Below are 26410 nucleotides of genomic sequence, written 5' to 3'. Positions count from 1 at the left end.
TAATAAATCAAAAATAAATAGGAAGGAGTAGCTGCTTTGCAGCTAATAAATAAAACTATGGAAGTACACATATTTTTAAAAGGTAATAAAAAGGCTGTTATTTACAAAGGCGACAGAATTGATGTTTTAGATTTTGAAATGAATGGAATTAAATATAAGCAAATCAGATATTTTAAAAAGGGTTTCAGTAAAAGTGAACTGGTTGAAGAAGAAAGTATAAGCAAAATAGTTAAAACAGAATTGTAATAAATACCTACATCCACGGCGTGGATGTAGGTATTTATTATAACGTTCTATTTTCTTTTTTTGTTCTTTGCCTTATTTTTATTATCTTGTCTGCTTCCATAATTTGCTCTGTCTTGGGTGCTTAGGGGCTTACTTTTCTTTTTAAAGTTTTTATCTATCGGAGTATCTTTGCTCTTACTTTTTATATTTTTCCCTTTATCTTTGCCATTTTGTTGTTTTGGGTTTATATTTGTGTTATTTAAATGTTCCTTATTTTTTTTGCTTCTTGGTTTTATTAAACACTTAGGTTCATAACCAATGAGATCTTCTCTATTAGCCTCTGTTAAAGCTGATAATACTAAATCATATTTCATAGGATCTTTATATTGAAGCAATGCCCTTTGCATAGCTTTTTCATTTTTAGTTTTAGGTATATGAACTTCTTCAAGGGTATTTGGATCAAGTCCCGTATAAAACATGGTTGTTGATGGTGTTCCTGGAGTTGGATAGAAATCTTGAACTTGTTCAGGTTGGTAATTAGTATCCCTAAGGTATTCTGCTAGTTCTACTGCTGAACTTATTGTACATCCTGGGTGGCTAGACATTAAATAAGGAATAAGATATTGTTTTTTTTCAATTTTTTCAGTAGCCTTATAAAATTTTTCCCTGAATTTATCATAAGTTTTACCTGCTGGTTTCCCCATGAATTTTAAAACTTTATGAGAAACATGCTCTGGTGCAACTTTTAGTTGGCCGCTGACATGATGCTTAATTAGTTCATTAAAAAAGGTGTCATTTTTATCTGCCATAATATAATCATAACGCAGCCCTGAACGCACAAAAACTTTTTTAATATCCGGCAATTCTCGAAGCGATCGTAGTAAATTTAAATACTCCATATGATCAACATTTAAATTCTTGCAAGGGCTTGGATGCAAACACTGCTTATCTATGCAAGCCCCTACTTTTAATTGTTTATCACATGCAGGTCGCCTAAAATTAGCGGTAGGCCCTCCTACATCATGAATATACCCTTTAAAATCCTTGAGTTTTGTAATTTGAATTGCTTCTTCTATTATTGAATTTTGACTTCTACTTTGCACAATTCGGCCTTGATGAAAGGTTATGGCACAGAAAGCACAGCTACCAAAACATCCTCTTGAACTAACTAAGCTGAATTTAACTTCCTCTATAGCAGGTATTCCACCGAGCTTTTCATAAATAGGATGATAATTTCTTTCATATGGCAGGCCATAAACAGTATCTAATTCTTCTCTAGTAAGGGGCATTTCTGGTTTGTTTTGCACAAGATACTTATTAGAATGTTTTTGAATTATACCATTTCCCCTAATAGGGTCTTGCTGATCATATTGTATTTTAAAGGCTTGTGCATATTTCTTTTTATCTCTGCAGACCTCTTTATATGATTCTATTTCAATGTAGTCACATATATTTTCAATATTATCTACCACATAACATGTTCCAGGTACCTGAGTAATGAATTTTATATCTACACCTTCATTTAATTCTTTTGCAATTTTAACGACTTGTTTTTCTCCCATACCATATATTAACAGGTCAGCTCCACTATCAATTAGCATAGATTTCCTTACTTTGTCACTCCAATAATCATAATGTGCGAAGCGCCTTAAACTTGCTTCTATTCCTCCAATAACAATAGGAACATTTTTATATGCTTCCCTTATTCTATTACAATAAACTATTGTTGCTCTGTCAGGCCTTAGGCCCATCTTTGCACCAGGGGAATACATATCTTTTTCTCTTATTTTTTTACTTACTGTATAATGATTAACCATAGAATCCATATTCCCAGAGTTAACTAGGAATCCAAGCCTTGGTTTGCCTAATTTTTTAAAATCCTCTATATCTTTCCAATCAGGTTGAGCTATTATTCCTACTTTATAACCTTCACTTTCAAGAACTCTTGAAATGATTGCAGTTCCAAAACTATGATGATCTACATAAGCATCACCAGTAACTATAATAAAATCTAATTCAGTCCAACCTCTATCTATAATATCTTTCTTACTAATAGGTAAATATTTATTATCACTCATTACTTCCACCTTCTTTTGCTTTAATCGTGAATCTCAATATATAATTTAAAATATAATTATATCATTCTTTACTATTTAATTCTTTGAAAATAATAAATAACATTAATAATAACATTTCTTATATACTTACGTATAATAAAATATAATGAATTTATCTTAGAAAATTAACATTCGATGAGAATAATAAAAAGGAGAAAATATATGAAAAAGTTAATTAATAATATAAAAAATGAAAATATTGAATTAACAGAAGAAGCAGCAACAAGTAGCAGTGACAATATTCAACAAGCTTTTGAAATAAGTATTCATGATGGAAAAGGCTTTTACGAAACTGGGGTAAGCACCGCGTTTTGGTCAACTTTAATGATTACAGCAAAAATTTTTCAGCCTGAAACGGGAGAATGGACAATTAAAATTAAAGATAAAGCTAGAAAAAATTTAGTGGTTTATGAAAATTATCATGTGGTACATGATAAAGAGATTTCATTTAATTATAAAACAAGCTTAAAAGTAAATCTTTTAATTGAGGCTACTTGGAACCAAGTTAAAGACACAATTTTAAGTGGAGAATTATCAATTAAGTACTAAAGCGCTGTTATTCTTTGAAAATAAACCTTTTCATATTAAAACATAAAATCCATTAAAACCTTAAGATTTTAATGGACTTTATGTTTTATAGAAAATTTAAAAGTGATTATAATATTAGACTTGTTCATTAACTTTTTCTAACAAAATAAAAAAGTCTTCTTCATTTTTACGTTCTAAATATGTGTCTATAAGTGACTGAGTAGACAATTTACTAAAGCCCTTATATCCATTGTCCAATATATCAGTTAAAACACTTATGAAATAATCTTTACTTTTATCTATATCCTTAAGCATCTTATATGATATATCCTTTATTAATTCTTCTTTTATATTTTCTCGTAGCTTTTCAGTATATTTTTTCATAAAAATTTGTGTTTCTTCAGGATATGCAGAAAAATCTCCTGAAATTATATCTTGAATTTCCAACATAACCACTCCTTAGTAATTTCTGTTTTAAAATGTATTTTTATTAATTATATATATTTATTTAGTTTTTAGTGAGGCGTTCTTTTACTATCACAAGTCCAAGTAATCCAGGCCCTGTATGAACTCCAGCCACTGGACTAATTTCTCCAAAGGATAATCTTGTAATATTTTGAAGACCAGCAATTGTGTCAGAAAAGATCTTTGCTTCTTCATAAGCGCCACCGTGCATAATCCAAACTTTACAAGGCGATATTGCAAGAGCTTCTCTTGCAATATCTACAAGTTTACTTGTAGCTTTCTTTTTTCCTTTTGCCTTTGCATAAGTATAATATGCGCCCTCTTTATTAATTGATATTATTGGTTTTATGTTTAAAATTTCCCCTATGGTACCGGAAACTTTTCCAATTCTACCGCCTTTAGTTAGATATTTTAGTGTATCCACCGCATAGTAAACAGTGATTCTATTTCTTATTTCAGGCAGATCTTTTACAATTTCCTCAAAGCCTTTTCCACAGCTGATCATTTCACCACATTCTTCAACAATTGCCGCCTCGCCAATAGTTAATGATTTAGAATCAAAAACGCAGGTTTCTATAGATGGATGATTTTCACTTACCAATCTCAATGTATTATATGTGCCTGATAACGCTTCAGATATTACTACTGCAATGGCATGTGTATATCCTTTCGCTTCAAGCTTTAAATACAAGTCTTCCATATCATTCATTGAAGGTAATGAAGTTGAGGGGATCTCATATACGAAATTATCATAAACTTCTTTTGGGGTAATAGTTACCCTGTCAATGTACTCTCTATCCTTATATATTATTCTTAGAGGAAGTACAAATAGATCGTATTTTTCAATCATTTCTTTATCAACATCAGAAGTACTATCCGTAATAAGTGCAATCTTACTCATTTTAATTTCACCTTTCTTATTTTAATGTTTATTCAATAGTTCCATGTTTTGCAATCATCGCTGCACCAATTATACCTGCTTTATTACCTAGTTCTGCTAAAACAATTTTAGCAATAGGTAATTCAGAATAAGACTTGTTCGCTGCAACTTCATTTATAACCTTATCCAAAAGATATTGGCCTGCCCCTGCAACACCGCCACCTAATGCTATTATTTCTGGATCAATGAAATTGACTATATTAAGTATTCCTATGCTTAGATATTTCACTAAGCGATTCACTGCTAAATTTGCTATTATATCTCCTTCTCTAGCACAATCAAATATTATTTTTGCATCTATATTGTTAACATTCCCTCCTGCCCTTTCTATTATTATAGTGCTTTCATTCATTTCCTCAATTAGTTTTATTGTATGTTTTATTATAGCAGTAGATGAAGCGAAGGTTTCTAAGCAACCATTTCTTCCACAATTGCAATTGTAAAAATTTTCACCAACAACCATATGTCCAATTTCCGAGCCTATACCATTAAATCCACTATATACTTCACCATTTAAAATAATTCCCCCACCAATACCTGTTCCTAATGTAAGCATCAAGCTACTTTTACAATTCTTCATTGAGCCATTCTCATATTCCGCAAGTGCGGCCACCGTAGCATCATTATCTATATAAATTGGTTTATTAAGTGCATTTCCCAACATCTCTCTTAAATGTACATTCTTCCATCCAAGATTCACACAAAATATTACATTCCCATTTTTATCAGCTAAGCCCGGAATACCGATACCTATCGCCTTTATTCTTTTTAGTGGCATATTGAAATCCTCTAAAGTGTTTAAAACTAGAACTACCATATCCTCTATTATCTCATTGGGGTCCCTCCCCACTCTTGTAGCACATGATTTTTCATACTTTATGTTTCCTTGATCATCAACGATGCCAACTGCAATATTAGTGCCTCCTAAATCAATACCTATATACATATACTTCTTCCTTTCATAGCCTCTGCTACAGTTCTTTTATTTAATAAATATATATTCAATTTAAAACCATAAATTTCATTTAAAGGTATTCGCCATCAAACTAAAAAATAATTAAATTTTCATCGTTTTTATTCCAATATGCTTTGACATTATATTCATAAAGGCTTAGAAAGATATCAATTTAAACAGTTTCAGACAGATTAGTAGTGAATATTTTTAAAATTGGTTTGGTTTTGTATATGAATAAATTATACCATATATACGTATTTTTACTTTGTAAATTTAAAAAAGAACCCAAGTAATTTTAAATTACTTGGGCTCTTGTTTAACAGATTTATATTTTGAATTATTTTTTTCATCCGGATTTATATATTCATAATCACCTACTTCATTTTTCCTGATTCCTAAAGATGCCATTTGTTTATTAGTAGTTTTAAGTTTATTAGCCATGTATCCACCTCTTTCTATAATATGGTTGCCATAAAAAAAATATTTATACGTTATTTTTATACAAGAACTGGAGTTAAATCATCTCCTGCGAAGCTGCAACATCTTCGCAGAAGATGCATTGACGACTTCAGAAGGAGATTTATACTCTCACTGAAGTTTTCTATTTGTTAGGGCATATAACTCCCTATTGTAGAAGTGGGAGACTATCTTTTTGAAATGTCGTTAAAATCACTTCGCATATTTCATCTGAATTTAGGTAATTATAATATTAAAATAAATTTAAAAAATAAATATAAATGTGAAAGGTGGTGTTTTATATGGGAGTTTTACGTTGGATAGGCGGAATAGTAGTATTCTTTTGGGCATTAGGGCTTATATTTAGAGTTGGTGGCAGTATGATCCATATATTACTTCTAATAGCTGCAATTGTATTCATCGTGGATATGCTTTCAGGAAAAAGAAGAACCTAGGGACATATCCTATTGGATTCATGAGAAAAAATAATGCTACACAGGATATCTATTGTTAAATATCCTGTGTAACATTATTTTTTCGCCTTTTTTGCTATTCCAGCATATAAATATTCTAGGTGATTCGTATTAACGTCTCCCATTTTTAATATATCTATTCTACTTTTAGCCTTATCTAGAACTTCCTTTGCTTCATCAAAGTCCAGTTGCTTTATGCAAGAACTTGCATATTCTAGTAAATAATCAATTTTTATAACTACTTTTGCTAAGTCTTCCTTATCCTCATTTATCAAATTAATTAATATAGAATATATTTGGGGAGAAGCCGTTCCCTTATAATTATATAAAAGATCATTATTTTTACTGCTTTTTTTTGTCATATCTAACACCTCTTTATTTTTTGAAGTTTTATATTTAACATTACTTTTAAAGACATTTCAGAAGGAAAGTCTCCCAGTTCTATATTGCAGAGCTCCGCAGGAGATGATTCACCATATTAACTACATATGAATATATGCCTTTTAAAGGTCCCTTTAGACACCGTACACCGATCATCTATGTGAAAACCAACGGAAGTAATTCCCTCTTCCATATCATCAAAAGTAATTATTACCATTCTATCCGCTATTCTACGAGTACTACTTATAATAGCTAGCTGTTCCTCGGTCGTAATTTGAGTAAATATACCATAAGGAAGATCAACTATGGCCACATTAAATTTATTCGCAATATCATTCATATCACAAATAGTTATTACATCATCATATCCAAAATACCGGAGGTTTGCCTTTGCATTTTCACCAATGTATGGATTTATCTCATAACCTTTAATATTAATATCCATTGAAATAGCTTCAATTAGTACCGTCCCAATGCCACAACATGGATCTACAACGCTGCAATTTAGATTATTAGCTACAGCTATATTAACAAGGGCCCGACATACATTCACCTTTAGTGCATTTGAATAAGAAAAAGGTTTTTTATTGTGCAATAGCCATTCAGAAGCATTGCTCTCACATTCACCAAATATCCATTTGTTAGCTATTTTTGTTATGCCAAAGATAATTCCGGGATTTTTCATTTCAGCTTCTCCTAGTATATTAAAGCCTATTTCGAACTCAATCCTACGCCTCTCATGAAAACCAATATTTTCATCAGTAGCATTGATATAAGCAACTTTATAATTTATTCCGGTAAGTTTATCCATAACAATTTGATCGATAATCTGTTTCATTGTTTCTCCGGTATACATTATAGAAATGCATTTTTTTATAAAAGGACTTCTAGATGGATCCACATAAATATCAGAAAACAAGTGCTTTTCATCAAGGTGTTTATTAAAGAGGCACTTTATTTCCATTTTGCATAGGCTTTCTTCATCACTCGAATAATTAGTTGTGTATAAATACTTCTTTTCATTTTGTGGTAGCTGAAACATTAAAGCACATCCTTTTAAATTATATTGATAGCTTTTAAAAATCCATCAACTTTTTTTTCGTAATCATCTTTGTTCTTCCAATACGCCTCGGCATGGCCTGCACTCGGTGCAATATATATATCTTTGTAGCCCTTCTTTACTGAGTACATTTGGTTACACATAAAAGTAGGTACATAGTCATCTTCTTCACCATGAATAAACAATATCGGAGTTTTCACATTAGGTAAAGTAGTTATAGGTGATACATCTTTGAAGTCCCATCCAACTCGAATTTTGCTGATTTTACTTGATAATTTTATGAGTGGAAATCTCTTTATACCGTAATCTTTTTCTAATCTGTGTTTAAATAAATCTTCTGCATCAGAATATCCACAGTCATCTATACAAAACTTAATTCTATCATCTATTGCAATATTTTGAAGAACTATGCCGGCACCCATGGACTCGCCATGTAATCCGACGATGATATCATTTCCTAATTTATTAAACAGCCAATCGGTGCATTTTTTTAAATCAAACTTTTCATAATAACCAAAAGAAGTATTTTTCCCACCACTTAGACCGTGATTTCTATGATCATAAATAAAGATAGCAAAACCTCTTTTTAAAAACATATCCATATATTTAACAGAGCCATACAAACTCGAAGTTATTCCATGACACAATATTATAGCTTTTTTTGAATTGTTATTTGGAAAGAAGAAACCATGAATTTTATAACCATATTGGGAATCTAGGTATACTTCTTGTTTTTCCAAATTATTAAATTTTTCTATATCTATTTTACCTTGTTCTACTTCATAATCGTATGTATAATTATATTTTGCAACCCTAGGATATATAATTATACTAGAAAAATGCCACCCTATAATAAAAATAGTAATAATAATTAAAATTAACATAAAAAATGTTATATTTATCATGACAATACCCCCCTCTAAAAAAAAGACCCTTGTATTTTATAATAAGGGCCCTTCAAAATACACAATAAGTTATAATACTAAGATTTCTTTCTAACCTTTAAAACATATATCATGCAAGCAATCCCAGCTAAGATTAATACAGCATAAATCCAAAAGGTTAATGTCATAAAAATATATTCTGATTCGAAATAAATTACAGTAGAGCTTAGAGCAGGGACTACTAATGAATCACCTTTAAATTGCTTTATAGTTTTAACACCTGCTTGTTCTCCATCTACTACAATATTCCACGTGCCTATCTTAGATAATTTAATGGTTGTGTCTTCTCTATTTGCATTAAAAGCTACTACAATATTCGCCCAAGTATCCATATTTGCACTGTAGTTCATTTCGTATGCTACCACATTTTCAGGGACTGTTAAAAAATTCAAGTTTTTCTTAATCATATCCGCTGAAGACATTCTGAAGGCCGGATGTGCTTTTCTTAACTCTATTAAACCTTTGAAATAATTAACAGTGTTGATGTTTTCTGATTTTCGAGTCCAATCAAGTTTATTTACACTATCAGGAGACTTATAGGAGTTGTTATCGCCACCTTTAGTTCTCAAAAATTCCTGTCCTGATTGAAAGAATGGAATACCTTGGGAAGTAAGAATTATAGCCTCTGCCATTTTGTGCATTTTTAATCTTGCTTCATCATTATCTTTTGGGTTTGTTAAAATAAGTTTATCCCATAATGTATTATTATTATGACATTCAGCATAAGTAATAGATTGTACAGGGTCAACTTTTTCCCAAGTTTTTATACCACTTGAGTAATCTATACCTCCGACTATTCCTTTTTTAATGTCTGTCTCCGCATTAGTTTTACCGTTAATAAAGCCCTTTGATTTTGATTCAAGTACGCTACCTTTTATTCCATCTTTCATTTTATCATTGAAATGTGATATTCCAGGCATTTTACTCGCATTTTTCTGTATTGCTGCTTTATCTTCTGAAAGAGTAGTCCCAATATTAGAGCTCTCTCCGATAATGAGAATGGAAGGATCTATATTATTTAATTTTTTTCTAACTTCATTCATTGTATTTATATCAATGAGCCCCATATTATCGAATTTAAATCCATCTATATTATATTCTTTTGCCCAATACATTACGGAATCTACAATAAACTTTCTTGTCATTGCATTTTCTGAAGCAAGGGTATTCCCATACCCACTTTCATCTGTGTTGCTACCATCTTTATCGTATCTATAATAATATCCTGGTACTAATTTATTGAAATTAGAATCATAGCTATTGTACATGTGATTATAAACTACATCCATGGTTACCCTTAATCCGTTATCATGAAGAGATTGTACTGCTTGTTTCAATTCTTTAACTCTAGTGATAGGATTGTATGGATCTGTTGAATAACTTCCTTCAGGTGCATTATAATTTTTAGGATTGTAACCCCAGTTAAATTGTGGCTTTTTTGAAGTCTCATCCACACTAGCATAATCAAACATTGGCATAAACTCCACATGCGTTACCCCTAGGTCTTTTATATAATCAACACCCGTCTTGGTACCATCTGTTCCCTTTGTCCCTGTTTCAGTAAACGCTAAAAATTTACCTTTGTTTTCCACACCACTATTTTGGTCTATAGAAAAGTCTCTAACATGTAGTTCGTATATAATTGCATCATTTAGATTTGTGAAATTAGGTTTTTCACTTGGCTTCCATTTTTCAGGAGTTGTTTCCTTTAAGTCAATTACAGCGCCCTTATCTCCATTTACAGACACAGAACGAGCATAAGGATCTACAGCCTCGTTCCAAACCCCTGCAATATTGACCTTATAAGTATAAAATATATCCTTTTGATCTCCATTTAAGTCAAAGGTCCAAGTGCCTTTGACGCTTTTTTTCATGCTAGATTCATTACCAATTTTATCATCCCATTTTTTATAAGTTACAATCTTTACCTCGGTTGCAGTTGGTGCCCATACTCTAAAGCTTGTTTTATTGGTAGAATAAGTATTACCTAAATCATTTCCTTCATAATAAAACATTTTTTCAAAACCAGCACTTCCCATTACATCCCCAATCACTACGTCCTTTTCCGGAAAACCTTCCTTAGAAACCGTAAGTTTTTGACTTAGTTTAACATTTTCACTAAGCTCTATCTTCGCAACTGTTGTAGTACCATCTTTTACTTCATTACTTGTTACTTCTTTTATTTTTACAGACTTACCATCGGCCTTAACTATAATGCCTTCAGTACTTTGTGCGATAAATTTAAATGCTAAGCTTGTTTCTATGCTTATGCTATTCAAGTCATCTAATTTTGCAGCTATAAATTTACCTGACTTATCTAAATTATTTCCAGCAGGTACGACCACCTTTGGAGCACCTACTTTAGCTTCAGCTACTGAATAGTATACTTTAGAGTCGCCTCCATTAATCCAAACTTCTCTAGCACCATCATTGAATTTCTCAATAAATCTATTCTCATCAGTGTCCTTTTCCCCTTTGTCTGTGCGTACTATAAACCCCACTTTATCATCGAATTTATCATCGAATTTAACTTCACATATCTCACCAAATGCATCCTTGCCAGCGACATCGAACTTACTTCCCTCTTCATCATCAGTCAACAACCACATGTTCCATTTTAAATCACTGCTTGGATTTTTAGCATAATGAACAATTATCTTCATATTACCGCTTTTAGCAAAAGTATCCATGCTTGGGAACAGAAAAAACAATTCTGTTATAACTAAAATAGCTGCAAGAAAAATGCTAAATGCCTTACTCTTGTTACTCTGAATATCAAAGTTCATAAATTTCTCCTCTAAAAAAATTATGGTCATCTAATCTATGTACTATCACTTACTATATAAACATTTTTAACCTTAATCCATTATATAATTTTAGAAAGATATATACAAGTAATTTATTAATCTCTTAAATCATCTTCTGCGAAGCTACAATAGCTCCGCAGGAGATGGTTTACGACTGCGGAAGGGAATGTATCCTATTCCACAAGTGAAAAACCGTACACTTTATCTCCCGTGTACGGTTTTCATTAGTTTTATTTGTAACATCATCTAAATAAAAAGACTCTTACTTAAATCATCTCCTGCGGAGCTACCTATTTTCATTTCTTATAGCTGCATAATTAATCTTGGCTTTCTGAGAATACCTTGTTAATAATATCTACTCTGGAACTACCTATTATATTAGATATTTTTAAAGATATATTACCATCCTTATAAATTCTATCCTCATTTGCATTAACTAATACCATTATTTTTTCTTTTAACTTTTCATATGATATAACATCATCCAAATAAAAATCCACTAAATCCTTCAAACATGATGCTAATGCTTTTGGGTCCTTATAAACTTTTCTCATACTGTACTCCTTATTATTCATTTTAATGTGTATCTTCTTATTATAGCCTAATATCTTTAAAATTTAAAGATATGTTGAAGGAATTGTAGCTACTTTCTATATAATTACCTTGGGAAATGTATTGTTAACAATTTTAACCAAAGAAATTTTACTAATATTAGGCAAGTATGATGTAATTGCTAATTGGAGGTATTTTATGATATTTTATTTTTCAGGAACTGGTAATTCACTTTATATTGCTAAAAGCATAGCAATGCAAAATAACGAAAATCTAATTTCCATAGCAGCTACTATGAAGAAAGATAACGAATCCTATGAATACACATTAAAAGATAGCATCCTAAAATTAGAGTTAATGATATGATAATAAATTAACTCTAAAAAACCCTCAATAATTTTATATTGAGGGTTTTTTAGAGTTAAGCATGAATGGAACTAGATTTACTACTTGACTATTATTCAGCCATCTCTAAAGCTATTTTCATCATATTAGTAAAGGCTTCTTGTCTTTCTTGAGACGTAGTCACCTCATGAGTTACTAAATTATCAGAGACTGTTAATAAACAAGATGCTTTCTTCCCCAATATATTTGCATTATGGAATAGAGCAAATGATTCCATTTCTACGCAAGTACAACCGTACTTTTCATAAATATCCTTATACTCATCAAAATTTTCACGATAAAATACATCCGATGAGTGAACTCTATTTTTATGAATTTTTATGCCTAAATCCTCTGCCGTTTTCTCTAACTTACTATTTAAAACAGATGATGCAGCAATTGTATCGGATTCATATCCACTTTGAGTTTTTGCATAAGTGGATTCACTCCAAGCCTCAGTGCAAAGTACTACATCATATAAGTTTAAATCAGCAGTGTAAGCACCACATGAACCAATTCGTATAATATTTTCTACACCATAAAAATTAAATAATTCATATGAGTAGATACCAATACTAGGCATACCCATGCCACTAGCCATTACAGAAATTTTACGTCCTTTATATGTACCCGTGTATCCAAATATATTTCGTACGTTATTAAATTTGGAAACATTTTGTAAAAATGTTTCTGCAATAAATTGTGCCCGTAATGGATCCCCCGGCATTAAGACTGTTTTTGCAATAATTCCTTCTTCTTTTACTTCAATATGCGCTGTTGGTATCATATTGAAACCTCCTTATACTTATATTTATTTTTTGAAATATAGTGAACTGTATTCCTACTAATAACAATTAAGGTACATTCATATTATACCAAATTAAAAGTATAAAAAAATGCTATATGCTATTTATTTGACAATATTTTTGATTTAATTTACAAACTCAAGCATATCTAATATATAGATTGTTATTTCGGCTTTTTTACAATATTAATTATTAATGTAGGTTTACATTTTTGTAGGTTTACATAATTACAATTATGTAAACCTATTTTCGTTATATCTCAAATTCTTTTTATTTATTAATTTTTATAATATTAATAATTATTCGTGTATGATATAATTGTATGATAATTAAAATGAATTCTAATTGTTTAGACAATTTAAAATTATAGATTGGAGATATGATACTAATGCATAACGATAAAATTATATCAACTTTTATACCCTCAGTAGCTTCAATTTTACCTGAAACAAATAATGATATTTATTTTTTATTTTACAAGGATGAGTTATTAGTTAAATCTGACGCTAATAAAACAACAATACCTACAATTAGAGATCTAGTAGATTTAAAATTAAATAATATTCAATATCTTGGCTCCATAAATGGTGAAAATTGCTTTTGTGGAGAAATGAATAAAGATGCTATTATCCCAAACAGTATGTGTTTGCTCGACCTTAAATCTTTAACTCACCAGTTACCTAACGAAATGTTTTGGATAGCTGGGAGAGCTAAACAAATAGTAAGCTTTAATAATGATCATAAATATTGTGGCAGATGTGGCACATTAACTCAGAGCGTTGGTGGAGAAAGATCTAAAAAATGTTCCAAGTGTGGACTTGTAAATTACCCTAGGATTTGTCCAGCTATAATTGTAGCTGTTGTAAAGGATGGGAAATTACTTCTTGCTCATAATAATCAATTTCCGAAAGATTTATATAGTGTAGTTTCTGGTTTTGTAGAGGTTGGAGAGACTTTTGAGGAGTGTGTTGTTCGCGAAGTTTGTGAAGAAACAGGCATTACTGTAAAAAATATAAAATATTTTGGAAATCAACCTTGGCCTTTTCCTAATTCTCTAATGATAGGATTTACTTGCGAATACGAAAGCGGAGAAATACAAGTAGACGGAAAAGAAATTGGGCATGCTAAATGGTATAGTTCTACTGAACTACCTTTAACACCTGATAGTATAAGCATAGCTAAAAAATTGATTGACTGGTTTACTGAAAACAATTAAATCAGAGAATATATATACTAATACACAAACAAATAGAAGTTAGAATCCTTAATTCACAACGAATTAGATTCTAACTTCTATTTGTTCTTAATATATTTAACAATATTTTTTCTCCTTAAACTATATTTTCTTTTTAAATTTTAATCAATAAATCAGTATAGTGTTACAATTTTAATACTTAATTTATTACGGTTAAACTTAACTTTTGTATTCCTAAGTAATTTATAAAATGGCTTCCTAGCCGATTGCAATGGCAATCATCTTTGAATTCTTAGTTTACGTATAGTTTCTATATATTTTTTATGACCTCTCCCCACTCTATTATATTTTATTGGGGGTATCAAGTTTGTTTAAAGATTTTACTAAATATATGATAAGTTGCGCTTCTTATATTTATAATATAACATGATAATTATAATTTGTCAATAGTTATTATTAATCAACAAAGGAAATTTTATAATTCCAATCCATAATTTTGTGGTATAATTTTATGTATATGAAAGAAAATAACAAGTCACTGATTTCGAGAATATTTTCTTGAATTGCTTATAAAATAACAATGAAAAGAGGTTTAATGATGAATAAAAAAGAGTTGGCAAACATAAGAAAAGGGTTTAAATTAGATAGTGGCATGATGAAAATCCAGGAGATTTATAGTGTTTATCTAAAAAAAGATAATGTACGAATTGATTATGAGCCAGTTATTCATTCAGAATTTGATTACTTTGATAGAATGGATATGGATAAAAAAGAGTTGTTCTTAGGTAATTTTAAGAAAGTTCTTACCGGTGCTATTGATACTAAAATTTTCGAGTTGAATGTTCAAAATATAGAAGAAGAAAATAATACTCAAGAAATTTTAGGTGGTGCTTTAAAATCAAGTGATAAAAATGAAATTCAAAGCTACATTAATAAGCTTATTGAAAAGATTGCGGCTAACTATAAATATGAAACTGATGTGGTGGTTACTTTCATTAAAGCTGAATACTGGCTAGGCTCTAGCCACAAAAATATGGATGCAAATGAAAGTATCGATGATGCTGTCCAAGCCTTTAACTTTATCCTAGCAAGTGTAAACAAAATAGATATTCCAAAGAGAACCCTAAAATTCGACTACACTGATAAGGAATTTAAAGCAAATTCAGCCCTAGATTCGGTTATTAATCTTAATGCCCCCTTGGAAGGCTTTATGTTTCCTAGCCTAACTAATGGGTATTCAGATATTAATAAAATTTTATATTACGCCTCAAAACCTAAGGAATTAAACACAGACTTTATTGAAAATGTTCTTAACTGTGCTTTTAAATTTACTGCTGAAGATGAAAAAAATTGCTTTAGTGATATATTAAAATCTATAATTGGAGATAAAATAAAACCTGAACTTATGCAAGATATTTATGCGAACATCCACGAATTTGCGGAGCAAGCTGACGAAGGTGAAACTCCTACTCTTTGCGCTAAAGATATTAAAAATATCCTTAATAATTCTGGTGCAGAGATTATATGCGATATAGAAACTGCTTTTGAGGAAACTTGTGGTAGCGAATATGATTTTAAGATAAACAATATTGTACCTGAATTTAATGCAAAATCCATTAAAATTACTAGTGAAATTGCAAATATTACTTTAACACCTAAGGAACTAAATTCAATTAAACAAGTAAAAAATAAGGACGGTAGAAGATGTCTACTTATTGAAATTGATGAGGATATTGTTATAGAAGGCTTTAAATTAGAAACTGAAGAGTTTTAAATTCTAACCCTCATAATAAAAGGAGAATATTAGTGCATCTTAGATGACACTAATATTCTCCTTTTATTCTATATTTGTTCTTAGGCCTACCAACTTTACCGTATTCCATTTCAACTACAAGTTTTTGTTCTTTCTCTAAATAATCTAAGTATCTTCTAGCAGTTATTCTAGAAACTCCGATATTTTTTGCCATCTGTTCTGATGTAAAAGAATTATCTTTCATGTTAGATATACCCACTAAAACTTTTTCGTAGGTGTATTGATTAAATCCCTTAATGTCACCAATATTCCCATCATATTCTATCACATGTCTATTCTCTTTTATGGTATATTTATCAATAGCTCCTTGCTCCATACTATCAAAGTTTTTAAAACTATTCTTTCTACTTTTAAATTGAAGAAGTGCTTCTTTAAATCTATTGAATATAAAGGGTTTAACTAAATAATCTACTGCACCATATCGAAAGGCTTCTTCAACCGTTTCTGTGTTCCTATCTGCTGTGATTAATATAACATCACATTTAAAATTTTGGAGTCGTATCCACTTTAATAAATCTATACCCTTCCCTTGAGGAAAAAAAACATCTAATAATATTAATTCAGGTTTCCCTCTTAATACAACTTCTTTTGCTTTTTCAATCGAGTTAACGCTATCATATAGTGTAAATCCCTCTATCTTTTTTAAAAATTTTTCGTTGATTTTTGCCACCATTGGGTCATCTTCAACAATAAGAACCTTAATCATATCATCTACCCCCTTTTCATCGGTATAAAAACATCCCATATAGTTCCATTTTCTTGCAGAATATTTATATCTCCACCAGCATAATCTATTATTTGCTTTACAATACTAAGCCCAAATCCTCTATTTCCAACTTTAGTTGTAAATCCGCGAACAAAAACACTATCCATTATATTTTCACTAATTCCAGGCCCATTATCCTGAATCCTTATTCTAAGTGCTTCATTAGTAGAATTTAATCTTATAAATATCCTACCATTTTCAAATTTCACTAATTCTTCAATAGAATTTTCTATTAAGTTTCCAATAACAGAGCAAATTTCATCTACTGTTATGTTTTCAGGAATTTTATCTATATAAGAATTTGAATCAATTTCTAAAGAAATCTTTGCTTCTGTTGCCTTGCTATATTTAGCAAGTAAGATCCCTGCTATGTGCGCATTCTTAATTTTTTTATTGAGAATATCAGAAACTTCGCCTCGTAGCTTAGATATATGACAAATATATTCAATTACCTCATCATATTCTTCTAATTGTATAAGTCCTGAAATAGTGTGAAGTTTGTTCATAAACTCGTGATTTTGTGCTCTTAAGGCACAGGTCATTTTTTTAATTCCCGTTAATTCTTCTGCCATATTCTTAACTTCTGTTAAGTCCTGAAAACTGGATACAACACCTATAATCTCTTCTCTATGATTTTTTAATAAGGTATGACTGCACATAAGGGTTCTATTCTGGCGTATTTTAATTTCTTGATTATATACCCCTTCATGAGTCCTCAATACTTCCATCATTTCATCTGTATAATTAAAGTTAAAATTAACAATCTTTTTACCTATATCCTCATCTTCTAGTTGTAATATTTCCTTAGCTATTTTATTAAAGAGTATTACTTTACCATCTTTATCAATAGCTAGAATTCCATTTTTAAGATTCTGCAAAATTAAGTCTCTCTGACCTAATAGAAGTGCAATTTCCTTTGGCTCTAGACCAAATATGCTCTTTTTTATTCTATTTGATAAAATGGCTGCGGCAATTATACCCATTAAAAGTCCACCTACTAAAGCTATCTTTAAACAAAATAAATGAAAGCTAAGTTCAGCATACACGGTATCGGTTAATAGACCCACTAAAACTGCTCCTACTTGTTCTCCTTTATAATATATGGGTACGAAGGCTCTTATTGCAGAAATCAGCACATTCCTGTCCTTAGATACATAAGCCTCACCCTTTGCAATTACCCGTTCTTCTCCACCATCAGCATATTTTTTGCCTAGCGAATTTCCAAAGGGATAAGAATATTTTATTCCCTTCATATCCATAACAATAATATATTTAAATCTAGTTTTATCTCTGAAACTTTCTATAGTCTTTTGAACAGTTCCATAATCATTTGAGGTTGCTAAAGTTTCTTCAATTATATCAATAGAAGCAATAGTTACAGCTAAATCCATAGCATTATTTCCCATTTGAGTTTCCACAGAATTTCGTGCTTGGTAATAAGTAACAACTCCTATACTACCGATCACGATAAATATTATAATGCTCATAAATATTGTTAATCTATACTGTAATTTCAATAACACTCCACCTCATATTGTCATTTTTTAACTTTTGCTTTATTTAACCCATCCTTAATTGCTTTTATGAGCCCATCACTCGTATATGTAGCTCCTGCCACAACCTCAACCTCTGAACTATTGGCTTTAATGACTCTCACTGGGATCTTTTCATAAACTATATTAGCTATTATTGGTATTTCTTGTTGCTCCAATATCTTAATTTCTTTTATTTCATATTTGTCAGTTGCTATTTGTACTTTTATAGGCCCAATATGTCCTTCTGCATTTCCCTCATAGATTCCTTCTTTATAAATTATATTTTTAGAACCACAAGATACTAGGCTAGTTGCTAAAACTATTATTAAAGTTAGTCCTAATAATTTTTTCAAATAAGTCTCCCCTCTTGTTATTACCCTTGACCTTCTCTGGAGTAAATATCGGTTATTATAATAAAATCGATTTTGAGCTTCTTCTCATTTCAAGTATACCATTTACTAGTCCATTATAAAACTCTTGAGAATTTTTTTAATATTTTTATATCCAAGGACAAAATATCCCCTCTAAAATGTCGATTATAATAAAGAAAAATAAGCCAATTATACTTAGAATTAAAATTCCTGAGTACATTTGTATATAGTTAATTCTCATCCATGAATCCATAATAAAATATCCCATGCCGTATTCAGTTCCGAAATTTTCAGTAAAAAACAAAACCGATATTGCTGTGCCTATGCCTATCCTAAGAGATGTTAATATAGCTTTAAGAATCCCTGGAAAAACAATTTCTTTTATTATTTGAAAATTTGTTGCTCCCAATGAATACATAGGATAAAAAACATCTTCAGGAATATTTTTCACTTCATCTCGTATATTAACTACTACGGGAAAAAAGGTAATTAAAAATATCATAACTATTTTTGTCAAATCTCCTAACCCAAAAATAAGCATTACTATAGGAAGTAATGCAATCTTGGGTATTGGATAATTAAAATATATAATTGGTGAAAATATTAAATCAATTTTTTTAAAGTATCCCATTAAAATACCCACTGGCACACCTATTGCCAATGTAAATAATATACCTACCATAATTCTATTAAAACTGTAAATAACATGGATTGAAATATCCTTATGAAAAGTTCTAAATATATTTATAACTATTGCATATGGTGGTGGAAATAAAGGCTTACTAATAATCATTGCTATTATTTGCCATAAACTAAAAATAATGATAAAAGCAATAACAAAATTAATTATTTTATATTCTTTAAGTCTCATTACTATGCGTCCCCTTTAAGAATTTTTCTAAGTTTACTATTTACATGGATATATTCTAAATCTACCTCCGTAGTTACACGTCCAAACAATGGATTGCTTATAACTTCAACTATTTTTCCTGGAGACGATGAGATTACAGCTATGTCCTTTGCTAAATATATTGCTTCCTTAATATCATGGGTTACAAGGATGGTGGTAACCTTATGTTCTTCCCATACTTCTAAAAACAATTTTTGAACATCCTCCCTAGTCATAGCATCTAATGCAGAAAAAGATTCATCCATTAAAAGTAAATCTGGTTTTAATAATAGAGCTCTAGCCAGGGAAACTCTCTGCATTTGTCCCCCACTTAGCTGACTGGGGTACCTTTTAACAAAGTCTTCAAGCTTTAACTCTTTTAGAATTTTTTTATAAAATTCTATATCTATATTCACCTTGCCATCTTTAATTTTAGTTGAAAGAAATATGTTTTCTTCTACGTTTTTCCATTTAACTAGTCCGTAATTCTGAGGTATTAACCCAATTCTATGATTTTTAGGATCTACTGTTTTTCCATCTATTAAAACTTCACCTTCATAGTCTACAATAATTCCTGCTAAAACTTTTAATAAGGTTGATTTGCCTCCCCCTGAGGGGCCAATTACAGCACATATTTCCCCCTTTTTCACTGTTAAATTTGCATTTTCTATCGCCTTTACATTTTTGTCTACATTTTTATAACAAACATTTAAATTATTTATTTTTATCATTTATTTCCACTCCACTCATGACATAAATCACTATCTATATCTAAGTTTTCAAGAATCCTCCCCACAGTGATATTTATAATATCGTCAATGGTTTTAGGCTTTTGATAAAAAGCTGGCATAGGCGGTATAATTCTAACATTTAAATCACTTAAAAAAAGCATGTTCTGAAGGTGAATAGAACTTAGAGGAGTTTCTCTTGGAATCAAAATCAACTTTCTTTTTTCTTTAATAATTACATCCGCAGCTCTTATTAGTAAATTATCGGAAGTACCACTTCGTATTTTTGAAAGGGTTCCCATTGAGCATGGCACAATTACCATTCCATCAGTCTTAAAGGAACCGCTTGCTATAGAGGAAAACATATCGTCTATTTCACATAGTTTAAGCGTTCCTTTGGTTTTATTCATATTTTGGAGCCATTCCTCAAAATTAATTTCAACCTCATATTCTAAAACCTTTCTACCATTATCTGTAATAACCAAATAAACTTCATTATCTTTTTCTATTAGTTCTTCTATAAGTCGTACACCGTAAATGCTACCACTAGCTCCAGTAATCCCTACTATATATCTTCCCAAATAAATCACCTCTTAATTATAATATATAAACATATCTAATACAGTAAAAACAAATATCAAAACACTTACAACTTGGTTTATGTGATAAGAAGCAATTTTCATCTTCTTTTCGTTTGTTGGCGATACAATATAATGTTCTAATGCTAATAAAATAGCACTTATAAAAATACCAAATAAATATATAAGACCTGTATGCATTATAAAATATAAGCTAAATAAAAGTAAAATCATAATAAAGTGAAACAAGGTGGATATGTATAAAGCCCCCTTTAGGCCAAATTTAGCAGGTATAGAAAATAAACCTGCCTTTCTATCAAAGTCAATATCTTGAGTTGCATAAATTATATCAAACCCTGCTACCCATAGAGTAACTACAGCACCTAAAATAATTGGTGTGAGCGCAAATTTTCCTGTTACTGCAAGCCATGCTCCCACAGGAGCTCCTCCACAAGTAATACCTAGAATAATATGGCATATCCATGTAAATCTTTTAGTATAGGAATAAATTATAAAAAGAAAAAGCGCCACTGGTGATAATAGAAAACATAAATCATTTAATTCATAGGCTGCTAAAATAAAGATTGAAAAACACAGTATTATGATTCCCCAGACTTCATAATCCTTTACTATTCCTTTTGGCAAATGTCTACTTGCCGTTCTAGGATTCTTTTTATCAATATCTTTATCTACAATTCTATTGAGAGCATTAGCTCCATTGCGAGCTCCAATCAAAGCAATTAATATCCAAAATATTGTAGGACCTGAAGGTAACCCATCTGCTGCCCAAATCATTGCTATTAAAGCGAAAGGAAGTGAAAATAATGTATGCGAAAACATAACTAACTCTCCATATTTTTTAAGTTTCTTTAATACCATATTCCTTCCACCTCTTATCTACCATTTCCTTAATTTCATCCGACATTTCTATATCATCTGGCCAAGGTCTTAAATGTCCTTCTGTGGGCCATTTTTTTGTAGCATCTATACCTATTCTAGATCCATAATGAGGAGTATTTGATGCATGGTCTAGTGCATCTAAAGGTCCATCTGAAATTACTAGATCCCTCTTAGGGTCAATATTGTTAAATACTTTCCATGCAACGGTTGAAATATCATGTGGATCTATATTTTCATCTACAACTATAATCATTTTTGTATACATCATTTGTCCAAGACCCCATAGCGCATTCATAACTTTATGAGCATGCTTTGGATAGGCTTTTTTAATAGAAACAATTACACAATTATGAAATACTCCTTCTAAAGGGAAATTCATGTCTATTATTTCTGGGCATTGAACCTTTATTAGGGGTAAAAAAATCCGTTCTGTAGCTTTTCCTAGGTAACAATCTTCCATAGGAGGCTTACCTACAACGGTTGTAACATATACTGGATTCTTTTTTCTTGTAATCTTTTCAATATGAAACACGGGATACATATCTTCAAGAGAATAATATCCTGTATGGTCACCGAAGGGGCCTTCTAGTCTTTTTTCATCTAAGTCTACATATCCTTCTAGTACAAATTCAGCATTAGCAGGTACATAAATGTCATTGGTGATACATTTAACAATTTCTAAAGGTGATTTTCTAAGAAATCCTGCAAAAATCATTTCATCTATCATTTTTGGAAGTGGTGCAGTTGCTGCATATATAGTTGCCGGGTCACAGCCTATGGCTACAGATACAGGCATTTTCATTCCAATCTTCCTATATTTTTCATATATCTCTTTGCCGTCTTTATGTAGATGCCAATGCATACCAGTGGTATTTTTATCATATACTTGAAGCCTATACATTCCAACGTTCTGCTGGTTAGTCTCTGGATCCTTTGTTATTACGAGTGGCAGTGTTATGTATCGTCCTCCATCTTTTGGCCAGCACTTTAATATTGGAAGTGTACTTAAATCCGCTTCCTCTATTATCTCTTGACAAGGTGCATTTTTGACTTTTTTAGGAAATACCCTTGCAAGCCTAGCAAGTTTTGGAATAGATTTTACCTTATTCATTAACGTTATGTAATTAGTAACGTCCATAAAATCCATTATAGTCTCCGCAATTTCATCAAGATCTTCCACTTCTAGTCCATAGTTAATTCTTTCGTAGCTTCCTAAAGAATTAATTAATACTGGGTAGTCAGAATTTTTCACATTCTTAAAAAGCAATGCATTACCATTTTTTTTTGAAACCCTATCAGCTATCTCCGTAATTTCAAGATCACTATCTACTTCTATTTCAATTTCATCTAAAAGTTTTTTTTCTTTCAAATAATTTATAAAATCCTGTAAATCTTTATAAGCCATAAAATGACTCCTTTCTAGAATTCATTAAGAATTCCGAGTTAATAATTTTTGTGTGATATCTTTAATTATTTCTTTACTTTCACAATCAGGTAATTTTTCTATATAATCAAAAGCTTTTTTAGTATATTTATTCGCTAAGTTTTGAGCTTTATCTATTCCTTTGTATTTATTAACTAATATAGTTATTTCGCGTACATCTTCATCACTTAATGAAGAGTTATCTAAAATAGTAGCGATCCTATTTTCTTTGTCCCCTACCATAGCATATATTAGGGGTAGTGTATAATACCCTTTTATTAAATCACTTTGAGGATTTTTCCCTAGTTTATTAGCATCTCCACTGTAATCCAGCGAATCATCTATAATTTGGAAAGCCATTCCAATATAGTAACCAACTCTTCCGAGTAATTTTGAAGTTTTCTCACTACAGTTAGATTCCTTTGCACCAGTGTAAAAGCTGATAGCAAATAAAGCTGCTGTTTTTCCAGATATAATCTTTATATATTTTTTAAGGCTTGTGTTTCTTGCGTATCTTATATTGTATTGTCTTATTTCCCCTATACATATTTTAGATATAGCCTTTGAAATATCTCTTAAGTTTTCCGTAGAATAATCAAATCCAGATAGCATTATAAAACATTGACAAAATAAAAAATCACCTATATACACTGCATATTCTTTACTGTATTTATGTTGTATGGTTTCTGTGCCGCGCCTCAGTTTTGATTCATCTACAATATCGTCATGAACTAATGTTGCCATATGCATCATTTCAATGGCAGCCGCTAAATTATACATTTTATCACAGTTATACTCCCCGAATTTTGCTGCTAATAACAGAAAGGCAGGCCTTAACATCTTGCCTCCTGCGTCAACTAATGGAGAAATAGCTTCATCAAACTTTTTCTCACTAGATTTTACATTGTTCTTAATTATTTTCTGAATGCTTTTCAATTCCTCTGCAATATCAGGGTAATCACCCCAAAACTTACTCATTTTATCACCTATGTCCAATTATTATTTTAAAATCTTTTTTTCATTTTATAACTATTAATTTCTTATTATAATTATTCCACTACAAAATCAAATGTCCTTTTAATTATTTTTAAAAGGACATTTGATTTATAAAATTCAATTTTTAATTATATAACTGTTGTTTAAATGTATAATTGTTAATCAACGTATAAATAAGATTTTTTAACAAATCCTATACGCTTCCAATATTTTTTAAGTACTGGTAATACATAGTAATCTAACCCGAAAGTACTTCCAGATCCACCTATAAGCGCGATTCCTGCACTTAAGTACCATAACATCTCAGTAGGAGCCATTCCTGAAGTCCAAATCATTATACCCATAGCAATTGACATAAGCGAAGCTAATGCTGTAAATAATCCAACTATCAATAATAATCCTACGCATATTTCTGCAATTACCATACCTGTTTGGAAAACTGAAGCTAAAGTCGTAAATCCACCGTCCCCTGTATAAAAGAAAGTATCCATAGACAATTTAACCATTTTCCCTATAAAACCTGGCACTGGCAAGGATGCCACTGCAGTCGTTGCCGCTTCTACTGCAGTCTTTGCTCCTTCTGCCGCAGCCGTTGCTGCAGTTGCTCCATCAACTACTGGAGCAGGTATTAAGAATATTTTTGAAGGATCGGCTATTATTTTAGGTAATTTTGCAAGCCCTTCTGATAACCACTTGTAACCAACGAATATTCTTAGTACTACTAGCCAAAAATTTGGAGATGACTTTGAAAAATGTCCACCTACAAGGCTTCTATTATCTTTAACATGGAAAAATTCATGCAATAAATATGAAAAGCATTTGTTAAACCCAGCAACCTGGATAAAGTACACAATATTTATAAAGTGTTTAACAAATAATGCGAAGAACCCAGATAAACTATAGAATTTTTTGCCGGATCCAATGCTTGCTAATCCATATTTACCACCTATGCATACCATTGCACCATGGAATGTAGGTTTATAAGATTTTTTTTCTAAGCCTAATATATCACTATAAACATTATGTGCAATTAATTCAGCAGATGCTTCTGCATTTTCAACCATCTGAGGAACAGGTCTTTCCTCACCTTCAGGAATAAAGAAGATATTATCACCAACAATATAAACATTTTTATAATCTAAAGATTGTAACTTGTCGTCAGTTACTATTCTTTTTCTACCCTTTTGCGCTATATCCATTTTACCGACAATATCTGAACCTTCAACACCAGCTGTCCAAATTACCGTGTAGGTATTAATGGTACCATTATTTCTTATTGTAGCACAATCTTTTGTAACTTCCGTAACACCGGCATTAGTTAGTACTTTAACTCCTAATTTGTTAAGTCTTTTCTTAGCTTTTGCAATTAACTTATCCGGAAAAGTAGGTAATATTTTAGGCAAGTCATCTACTAAATATAACGTTACCTCTTCTTCTCCTATGTAAAATTCCTTACATAATCTTTCTTTCCACTCCCCTAATTCACCCATCATTTCAACACCTGTGAACCCACCGCCAACAACAATAAACGTTAGCAGTTTTTGTCTTTCTGCTTTGTTTGGTTCTTTCACAGCTTTTCTGAACATTTGAAGGATATGCTCTTTTAAATTTACAGCATCTTCGTATGACCATAATTTGTGGCAGTATTCCTGCGCGCCGTTTATGCCAAAGTAAGTTGGCTTGGAGCCAGCACCAATAACTAGATAATCGTAATTATAGTTATTATTTTTAGATTTTAACACATTATTTTTAAAATCTAAATCTGTAATTTCGTCAAGTACAACCTCTACTTTTCTTTTTGCAAATATTTTTTTCAGATCAATTCTGATTGATTCTTCCGTTACCCTTCCAGCTGCCACTTCATGAAGTTCAGTAAGTAATGTATGGTATGGATTTTGATCTATAAGAGTAATTTCAACATTCTCATCTTTTTTAAACTTTTTAGCTAGTTTCTTCGCGGTTAATATTCCGCCATATCCGCCTCCAAGTATAGCTATTCTTTTCTTTTCACTCATACTATATCCCCTTCTGTTTAAAATTATTATTTTATAGGACTGTTTTTATAAAAATCATAGTTTATAAATATCAAACCATAGAATTATTAATACATTAGATTAAAATAT

The 26410-nt window shown here is 30.8% G+C and carries 27 protein-coding genes; 6 read left to right on the top strand and 21 right to left on the bottom strand.

What is annotated here, in order from left to right; all coding sequences use genetic code 11:
* Positions 1-57 precede the first annotated feature (57 nt).
* Positions 58-246 carry a hypothetical protein gene (locus tag ACWJJ2_RS03575; protein WP_165412840.1) on the top strand — a complete coding sequence of 63 codons (189 nt, stop codon included), beginning with the start codon at positions 58-60 and terminating at the stop codon, positions 244-246.
* A 47-nt stretch (positions 247-293) separates the two neighbouring features.
* Here ACWJJ2_RS03575 and ACWJJ2_RS03570 read toward each other — a convergent pair whose 3' ends face one another.
* Complete coding sequence (locus ACWJJ2_RS03570) at positions 294-2303, bottom strand: YgiQ family radical SAM protein (protein ID WP_216303458.1); 2010 nt, start codon at positions 2301-2303, stop codon at positions 294-296.
* A 201-nt stretch (positions 2304-2504) separates the two neighbouring features.
* Between ACWJJ2_RS03570 and ACWJJ2_RS03565 the strand changes: the two genes are divergently transcribed.
* Positions 2505-2891: a hypothetical protein gene (locus tag ACWJJ2_RS03565; RefSeq protein WP_216303457.1), complete on the top strand. Its 387-nt coding sequence runs from the start codon at positions 2505-2507 to the stop codon at positions 2889-2891.
* Positions 2892-3005: 114 nt separating this feature from the next.
* On the opposite strand, the gene ACWJJ2_RS03560 is transcribed toward ACWJJ2_RS03565, so the two are convergent.
* The 4 genes from ACWJJ2_RS03560 to ACWJJ2_RS03545 form a co-directional block, all read right to left on the bottom strand.
* Positions 3006-3320, bottom strand: coding sequence for a hypothetical protein (locus ACWJJ2_RS03560; RefSeq protein ID WP_462953829.1), 315 nt, complete (start codon positions 3318-3320; stop codon positions 3006-3008).
* A gap of 58 nt (positions 3321-3378) precedes the next feature.
* The gene (locus tag ACWJJ2_RS03555; protein WP_462953828.1) at positions 3379-4236 is read right to left on the bottom strand and encodes a DegV family protein; all 858 of its coding nucleotides are present in this window, start codon (positions 4234-4236) and stop codon (positions 3379-3381) included.
* Between the two features lie 28 nt (positions 4237-4264).
* A complete protein-coding gene (locus ACWJJ2_RS03550; protein WP_216303454.1) occupies positions 4265-5221 on the bottom strand; it encodes an ROK family protein in 957 nt (318 codons plus the stop codon).
* 309 nt (positions 5222-5530) lie between these two features.
* The gene (locus tag ACWJJ2_RS03545; RefSeq protein ID WP_462953827.1) at positions 5531-5671 is read right to left on the bottom strand and encodes a hypothetical protein; all 141 of its coding nucleotides are present in this window, start codon (positions 5669-5671) and stop codon (positions 5531-5533) included.
* A 317-nt stretch (positions 5672-5988) separates the two neighbouring features.
* Between ACWJJ2_RS03545 and ACWJJ2_RS03540 the strand changes: the two genes are divergently transcribed.
* Positions 5989-6141, top strand: coding sequence for a lmo0937 family membrane protein (locus tag ACWJJ2_RS03540; RefSeq protein ID WP_165412795.1), 153 nt, complete (start codon positions 5989-5991; stop codon positions 6139-6141).
* Between the two features lie 74 nt (positions 6142-6215).
* Here the strand turns inward: ACWJJ2_RS03540 and ACWJJ2_RS03535 are convergent, their stop codons facing one another.
* The 5 genes from ACWJJ2_RS03535 to ACWJJ2_RS03515 form a co-directional block, all read right to left on the bottom strand.
* Entirely contained in the window at positions 6216-6521 is a 306-nt protein-coding gene (locus tag ACWJJ2_RS03535) for a hypothetical protein (protein WP_165412794.1), read from the bottom strand.
* A 116-nt stretch (positions 6522-6637) separates the two neighbouring features.
* Positions 6638-7582 carry a TRM11 family SAM-dependent methyltransferase gene (locus tag ACWJJ2_RS03530; protein ID WP_462953826.1) on the bottom strand — a complete coding sequence of 315 codons (945 nt, stop codon included), beginning with the start codon at positions 7580-7582 and terminating at the stop codon, positions 6638-6640.
* A 14-nt stretch (positions 7583-7596) separates the two neighbouring features.
* Positions 7597-8505 carry an alpha/beta hydrolase gene (locus tag ACWJJ2_RS03525; protein ID WP_462953825.1) on the bottom strand — a complete coding sequence of 303 codons (909 nt, stop codon included), beginning with the start codon at positions 8503-8505 and terminating at the stop codon, positions 7597-7599.
* Positions 8506-8582: 77 nt separating this feature from the next.
* Complete coding sequence (pulA, locus tag ACWJJ2_RS03520) at positions 8583-11330, bottom strand: type I pullulanase (protein ID WP_462953824.1); 2748 nt, start codon at positions 11328-11330, stop codon at positions 8583-8585.
* Between the two features lie 338 nt (positions 11331-11668).
* Entirely contained in the window at positions 11669-11905 is a 237-nt protein-coding gene (locus tag ACWJJ2_RS03515; protein WP_165412791.1) for a TIGR04540 family protein, read from the bottom strand.
* Positions 11906-12101: 196 nt separating this feature from the next.
* On the opposite strand from ACWJJ2_RS03515, the gene ACWJJ2_RS03510 reads away from it, so the two are divergent.
* Positions 12102-12269 carry a hypothetical protein gene (locus ACWJJ2_RS03510; protein WP_224578941.1) on the top strand — a complete coding sequence of 56 codons (168 nt, stop codon included), beginning with the start codon at positions 12102-12104 and terminating at the stop codon, positions 12267-12269.
* 91 nt (positions 12270-12360) lie between these two features.
* On the opposite strand, the gene deoD is transcribed toward ACWJJ2_RS03510, so the two are convergent.
* Entirely contained in the window at positions 12361-13074 is a 714-nt protein-coding gene (gene deoD / locus ACWJJ2_RS03505; RefSeq protein ID WP_165412790.1) for a purine-nucleoside phosphorylase, read from the bottom strand.
* A gap of 407 nt (positions 13075-13481) precedes the next feature.
* Between deoD and nudC the strand changes: the two genes are divergently transcribed.
* Positions 13482-14309, top strand: a complete 828-nt coding sequence (nudC, locus tag ACWJJ2_RS03500) for an NAD(+) diphosphatase (RefSeq protein WP_165412789.1) — start codon at positions 13482-13484, stop codon at positions 14307-14309.
* Positions 14310-14883: 574 nt separating this feature from the next.
* Positions 14884-16062, top strand: a complete 1179-nt coding sequence (locus tag ACWJJ2_RS03495) for a DUF4317 family protein (protein ID WP_462953823.1) — start codon at positions 14884-14886, stop codon at positions 16060-16062.
* A 49-nt stretch (positions 16063-16111) separates the two neighbouring features.
* Here the strand turns inward: ACWJJ2_RS03495 and ACWJJ2_RS03490 are convergent, their stop codons facing one another.
* The 10 genes from ACWJJ2_RS03490 to ACWJJ2_RS03445 all read right to left on the bottom strand — a co-directional run bounded on the left by ACWJJ2_RS03490 (position 16112) and on the right by ACWJJ2_RS03445 (position 26302).
* Complete coding sequence (locus ACWJJ2_RS03490; protein ID WP_165412788.1) at positions 16112-16807, bottom strand: response regulator; 696 nt, start codon at positions 16805-16807, stop codon at positions 16112-16114.
* Between the two features lie 5 nt (positions 16808-16812).
* Positions 16813-18384, bottom strand: coding sequence for an ATP-binding protein (locus ACWJJ2_RS03485; protein WP_220320190.1), 1572 nt, complete (start codon positions 18382-18384; stop codon positions 16813-16815).
* A gap of 20 nt (positions 18385-18404) precedes the next feature.
* Positions 18405-18755, bottom strand: a complete 351-nt coding sequence (locus ACWJJ2_RS03480; RefSeq protein WP_165412786.1) for an FMN-binding protein — start codon at positions 18753-18755, stop codon at positions 18405-18407.
* Between the two features lie 145 nt (positions 18756-18900).
* The gene (locus ACWJJ2_RS03475; protein ID WP_165412785.1) at positions 18901-19644 is read right to left on the bottom strand and encodes an ABC transporter permease; all 744 of its coding nucleotides are present in this window, start codon (positions 19642-19644) and stop codon (positions 18901-18903) included.
* A 2-nt stretch (positions 19645-19646) separates the two neighbouring features.
* On the bottom strand, positions 19647-20393 hold the full coding sequence (locus ACWJJ2_RS03470) for an ATP-binding cassette domain-containing protein (RefSeq protein ID WP_216302834.1): 747 nt from the start codon (positions 20391-20393) through the stop codon (positions 19647-19649).
* Positions 20390-20971: a UbiX family flavin prenyltransferase gene (locus ACWJJ2_RS03465; protein ID WP_165412783.1), complete on the bottom strand. Its 582-nt coding sequence runs from the start codon at positions 20969-20971 to the stop codon at positions 20390-20392. Before ACWJJ2_RS03465 ends, ACWJJ2_RS03470 begins: the two co-directional genes overlap by 4 nt.
* Before the next feature lie 12 nt (positions 20972-20983).
* Positions 20984-21847: a UbiA-like polyprenyltransferase gene (locus ACWJJ2_RS03460; RefSeq protein ID WP_220286561.1), complete on the bottom strand. Its 864-nt coding sequence runs from the start codon at positions 21845-21847 to the stop codon at positions 20984-20986.
* Positions 21828-23273: a menaquinone biosynthesis decarboxylase gene (locus ACWJJ2_RS03455; RefSeq protein ID WP_216302832.1), complete on the bottom strand. Its 1446-nt coding sequence runs from the start codon at positions 23271-23273 to the stop codon at positions 21828-21830. The genes ACWJJ2_RS03460 and ACWJJ2_RS03455 overlap by 20 nt, the downstream gene beginning before the upstream one ends.
* A gap of 24 nt (positions 23274-23297) precedes the next feature.
* A complete protein-coding gene (locus ACWJJ2_RS03450) occupies positions 23298-24269 on the bottom strand; it encodes a polyprenyl synthetase family protein (protein WP_216302831.1) in 972 nt (323 codons plus the stop codon).
* Positions 24270-24445: 176 nt separating this feature from the next.
* On the bottom strand, positions 24446-26302 hold the full coding sequence (locus ACWJJ2_RS03445; protein WP_216302830.1) for an FAD-dependent oxidoreductase: 1857 nt from the start codon (positions 26300-26302) through the stop codon (positions 24446-24448).
* Positions 26303-26410: the final 108 nt, after the last annotated feature.

This window comes from Clostridium sp. CM039, assembly GCF_055081075.1.
This window is presented reverse-complemented; position numbering and strand designations above follow the sequence as displayed.

Bases quoted from the DNA above. Each gene is read 5' to 3' on its own strand.
- ACWJJ2_RS03575 (WP_165412840.1), top strand. From the start codon at position 58: ATGGAAGTACACATATTTTTAAAAGGTAATAAAAAGGCTGTTATTTAC.
- ACWJJ2_RS03570 (WP_216303458.1), bottom strand. From the start codon at position 2,303: ATGAGTGATAATAAATATTTACCTATTAGTAAGAAAGATATTATAGAT.
- ACWJJ2_RS03565 (WP_216303457.1), top strand. From the start codon at position 2,505: ATGAAAAAGTTAATTAATAATATAAAAAATGAAAATATTGAATTAACA.
- ACWJJ2_RS03560 (WP_462953829.1), bottom strand. From the start codon at position 3,320: ATGTTGGAAATTCAAGATATAATTTCAGGAGATTTTTCTGCATATCCT.
- ACWJJ2_RS03555 (WP_462953828.1), bottom strand. From the start codon at position 4,236: ATGAGTAAGATTGCACTTATTACGGATAGTACTTCTGATGTTGATAAA.
- ACWJJ2_RS03550 (WP_216303454.1), bottom strand. From the start codon at position 5,221: ATGTATATAGGTATTGATTTAGGAGGCACTAATATTGCAGTTGGCATC.
- ACWJJ2_RS03545 (WP_462953827.1), bottom strand. From the start codon at position 5,671: ATGGCTAATAAACTTAAAACTACTAATAAACAAATGGCATCTTTAGGA.
- ACWJJ2_RS03540 (WP_165412795.1), top strand. From the start codon at position 5,989: ATGGGAGTTTTACGTTGGATAGGCGGAATAGTAGTATTCTTTTGGGCA.
- ACWJJ2_RS03535 (WP_165412794.1), bottom strand. From the start codon at position 6,521: ATGACAAAAAAAAGCAGTAAAAATAATGATCTTTTATATAATTATAAG.
- ACWJJ2_RS03530 (WP_462953826.1), bottom strand. From the start codon at position 7,582: ATGTTTCAGCTACCACAAAATGAAAAGAAGTATTTATACACAACTAAT.
- ACWJJ2_RS03525 (WP_462953825.1), bottom strand. From the start codon at position 8,505: ATGATAAATATAACATTTTTTATGTTAATTTTAATTATTATTACTATT.
- pulA (WP_462953824.1), bottom strand. From the start codon at position 11,330: ATGAACTTTGATATTCAGAGTAACAAGAGTAAGGCATTTAGCATTTTT.
- ACWJJ2_RS03515 (WP_165412791.1), bottom strand. From the start codon at position 11,905: ATGAGAAAAGTTTATAAGGACCCAAAAGCATTAGCATCATGTTTGAAG.
- ACWJJ2_RS03510 (WP_224578941.1), top strand. From the start codon at position 12,102: ATGATATTTTATTTTTCAGGAACTGGTAATTCACTTTATATTGCTAAA.
- deoD (WP_165412790.1), bottom strand. From the start codon at position 13,074: ATGATACCAACAGCGCATATTGAAGTAAAAGAAGAAGGAATTATTGCA.
- nudC (WP_165412789.1), top strand. From the start codon at position 13,482: ATGCATAACGATAAAATTATATCAACTTTTATACCCTCAGTAGCTTCA.
- ACWJJ2_RS03495 (WP_462953823.1), top strand. From the start codon at position 14,884: ATGATGAATAAAAAAGAGTTGGCAAACATAAGAAAAGGGTTTAAATTA.
- ACWJJ2_RS03490 (WP_165412788.1), bottom strand. From the start codon at position 16,807: ATGATTAAGGTTCTTATTGTTGAAGATGACCCAATGGTGGCAAAAATC.
- ACWJJ2_RS03475 (WP_165412785.1), bottom strand. From the start codon at position 19,644: ATGAGACTTAAAGAATATAAAATAATTAATTTTGTTATTGCTTTTATC.
- ACWJJ2_RS03470 (WP_216302834.1), bottom strand. From the start codon at position 20,393: ATGATAAAAATAAATAATTTAAATGTTTGTTATAAAAATGTAGACAAA.
- ACWJJ2_RS03460 (WP_220286561.1), bottom strand. From the start codon at position 21,847: ATGGTATTAAAGAAACTTAAAAAATATGGAGAGTTAGTTATGTTTTCG.
- ACWJJ2_RS03455 (WP_216302832.1), bottom strand. From the start codon at position 23,273: ATGGCTTATAAAGATTTACAGGATTTTATAAATTATTTGAAAGAAAAA.
- ACWJJ2_RS03450 (WP_216302831.1), bottom strand. From the start codon at position 24,269: ATGAGTAAGTTTTGGGGTGATTACCCTGATATTGCAGAGGAATTGAAA.
- ACWJJ2_RS03445 (WP_216302830.1), bottom strand. From the start codon at position 26,302: ATGAGTGAAAAGAAAAGAATAGCTATACTTGGAGGCGGATATGGCGGA.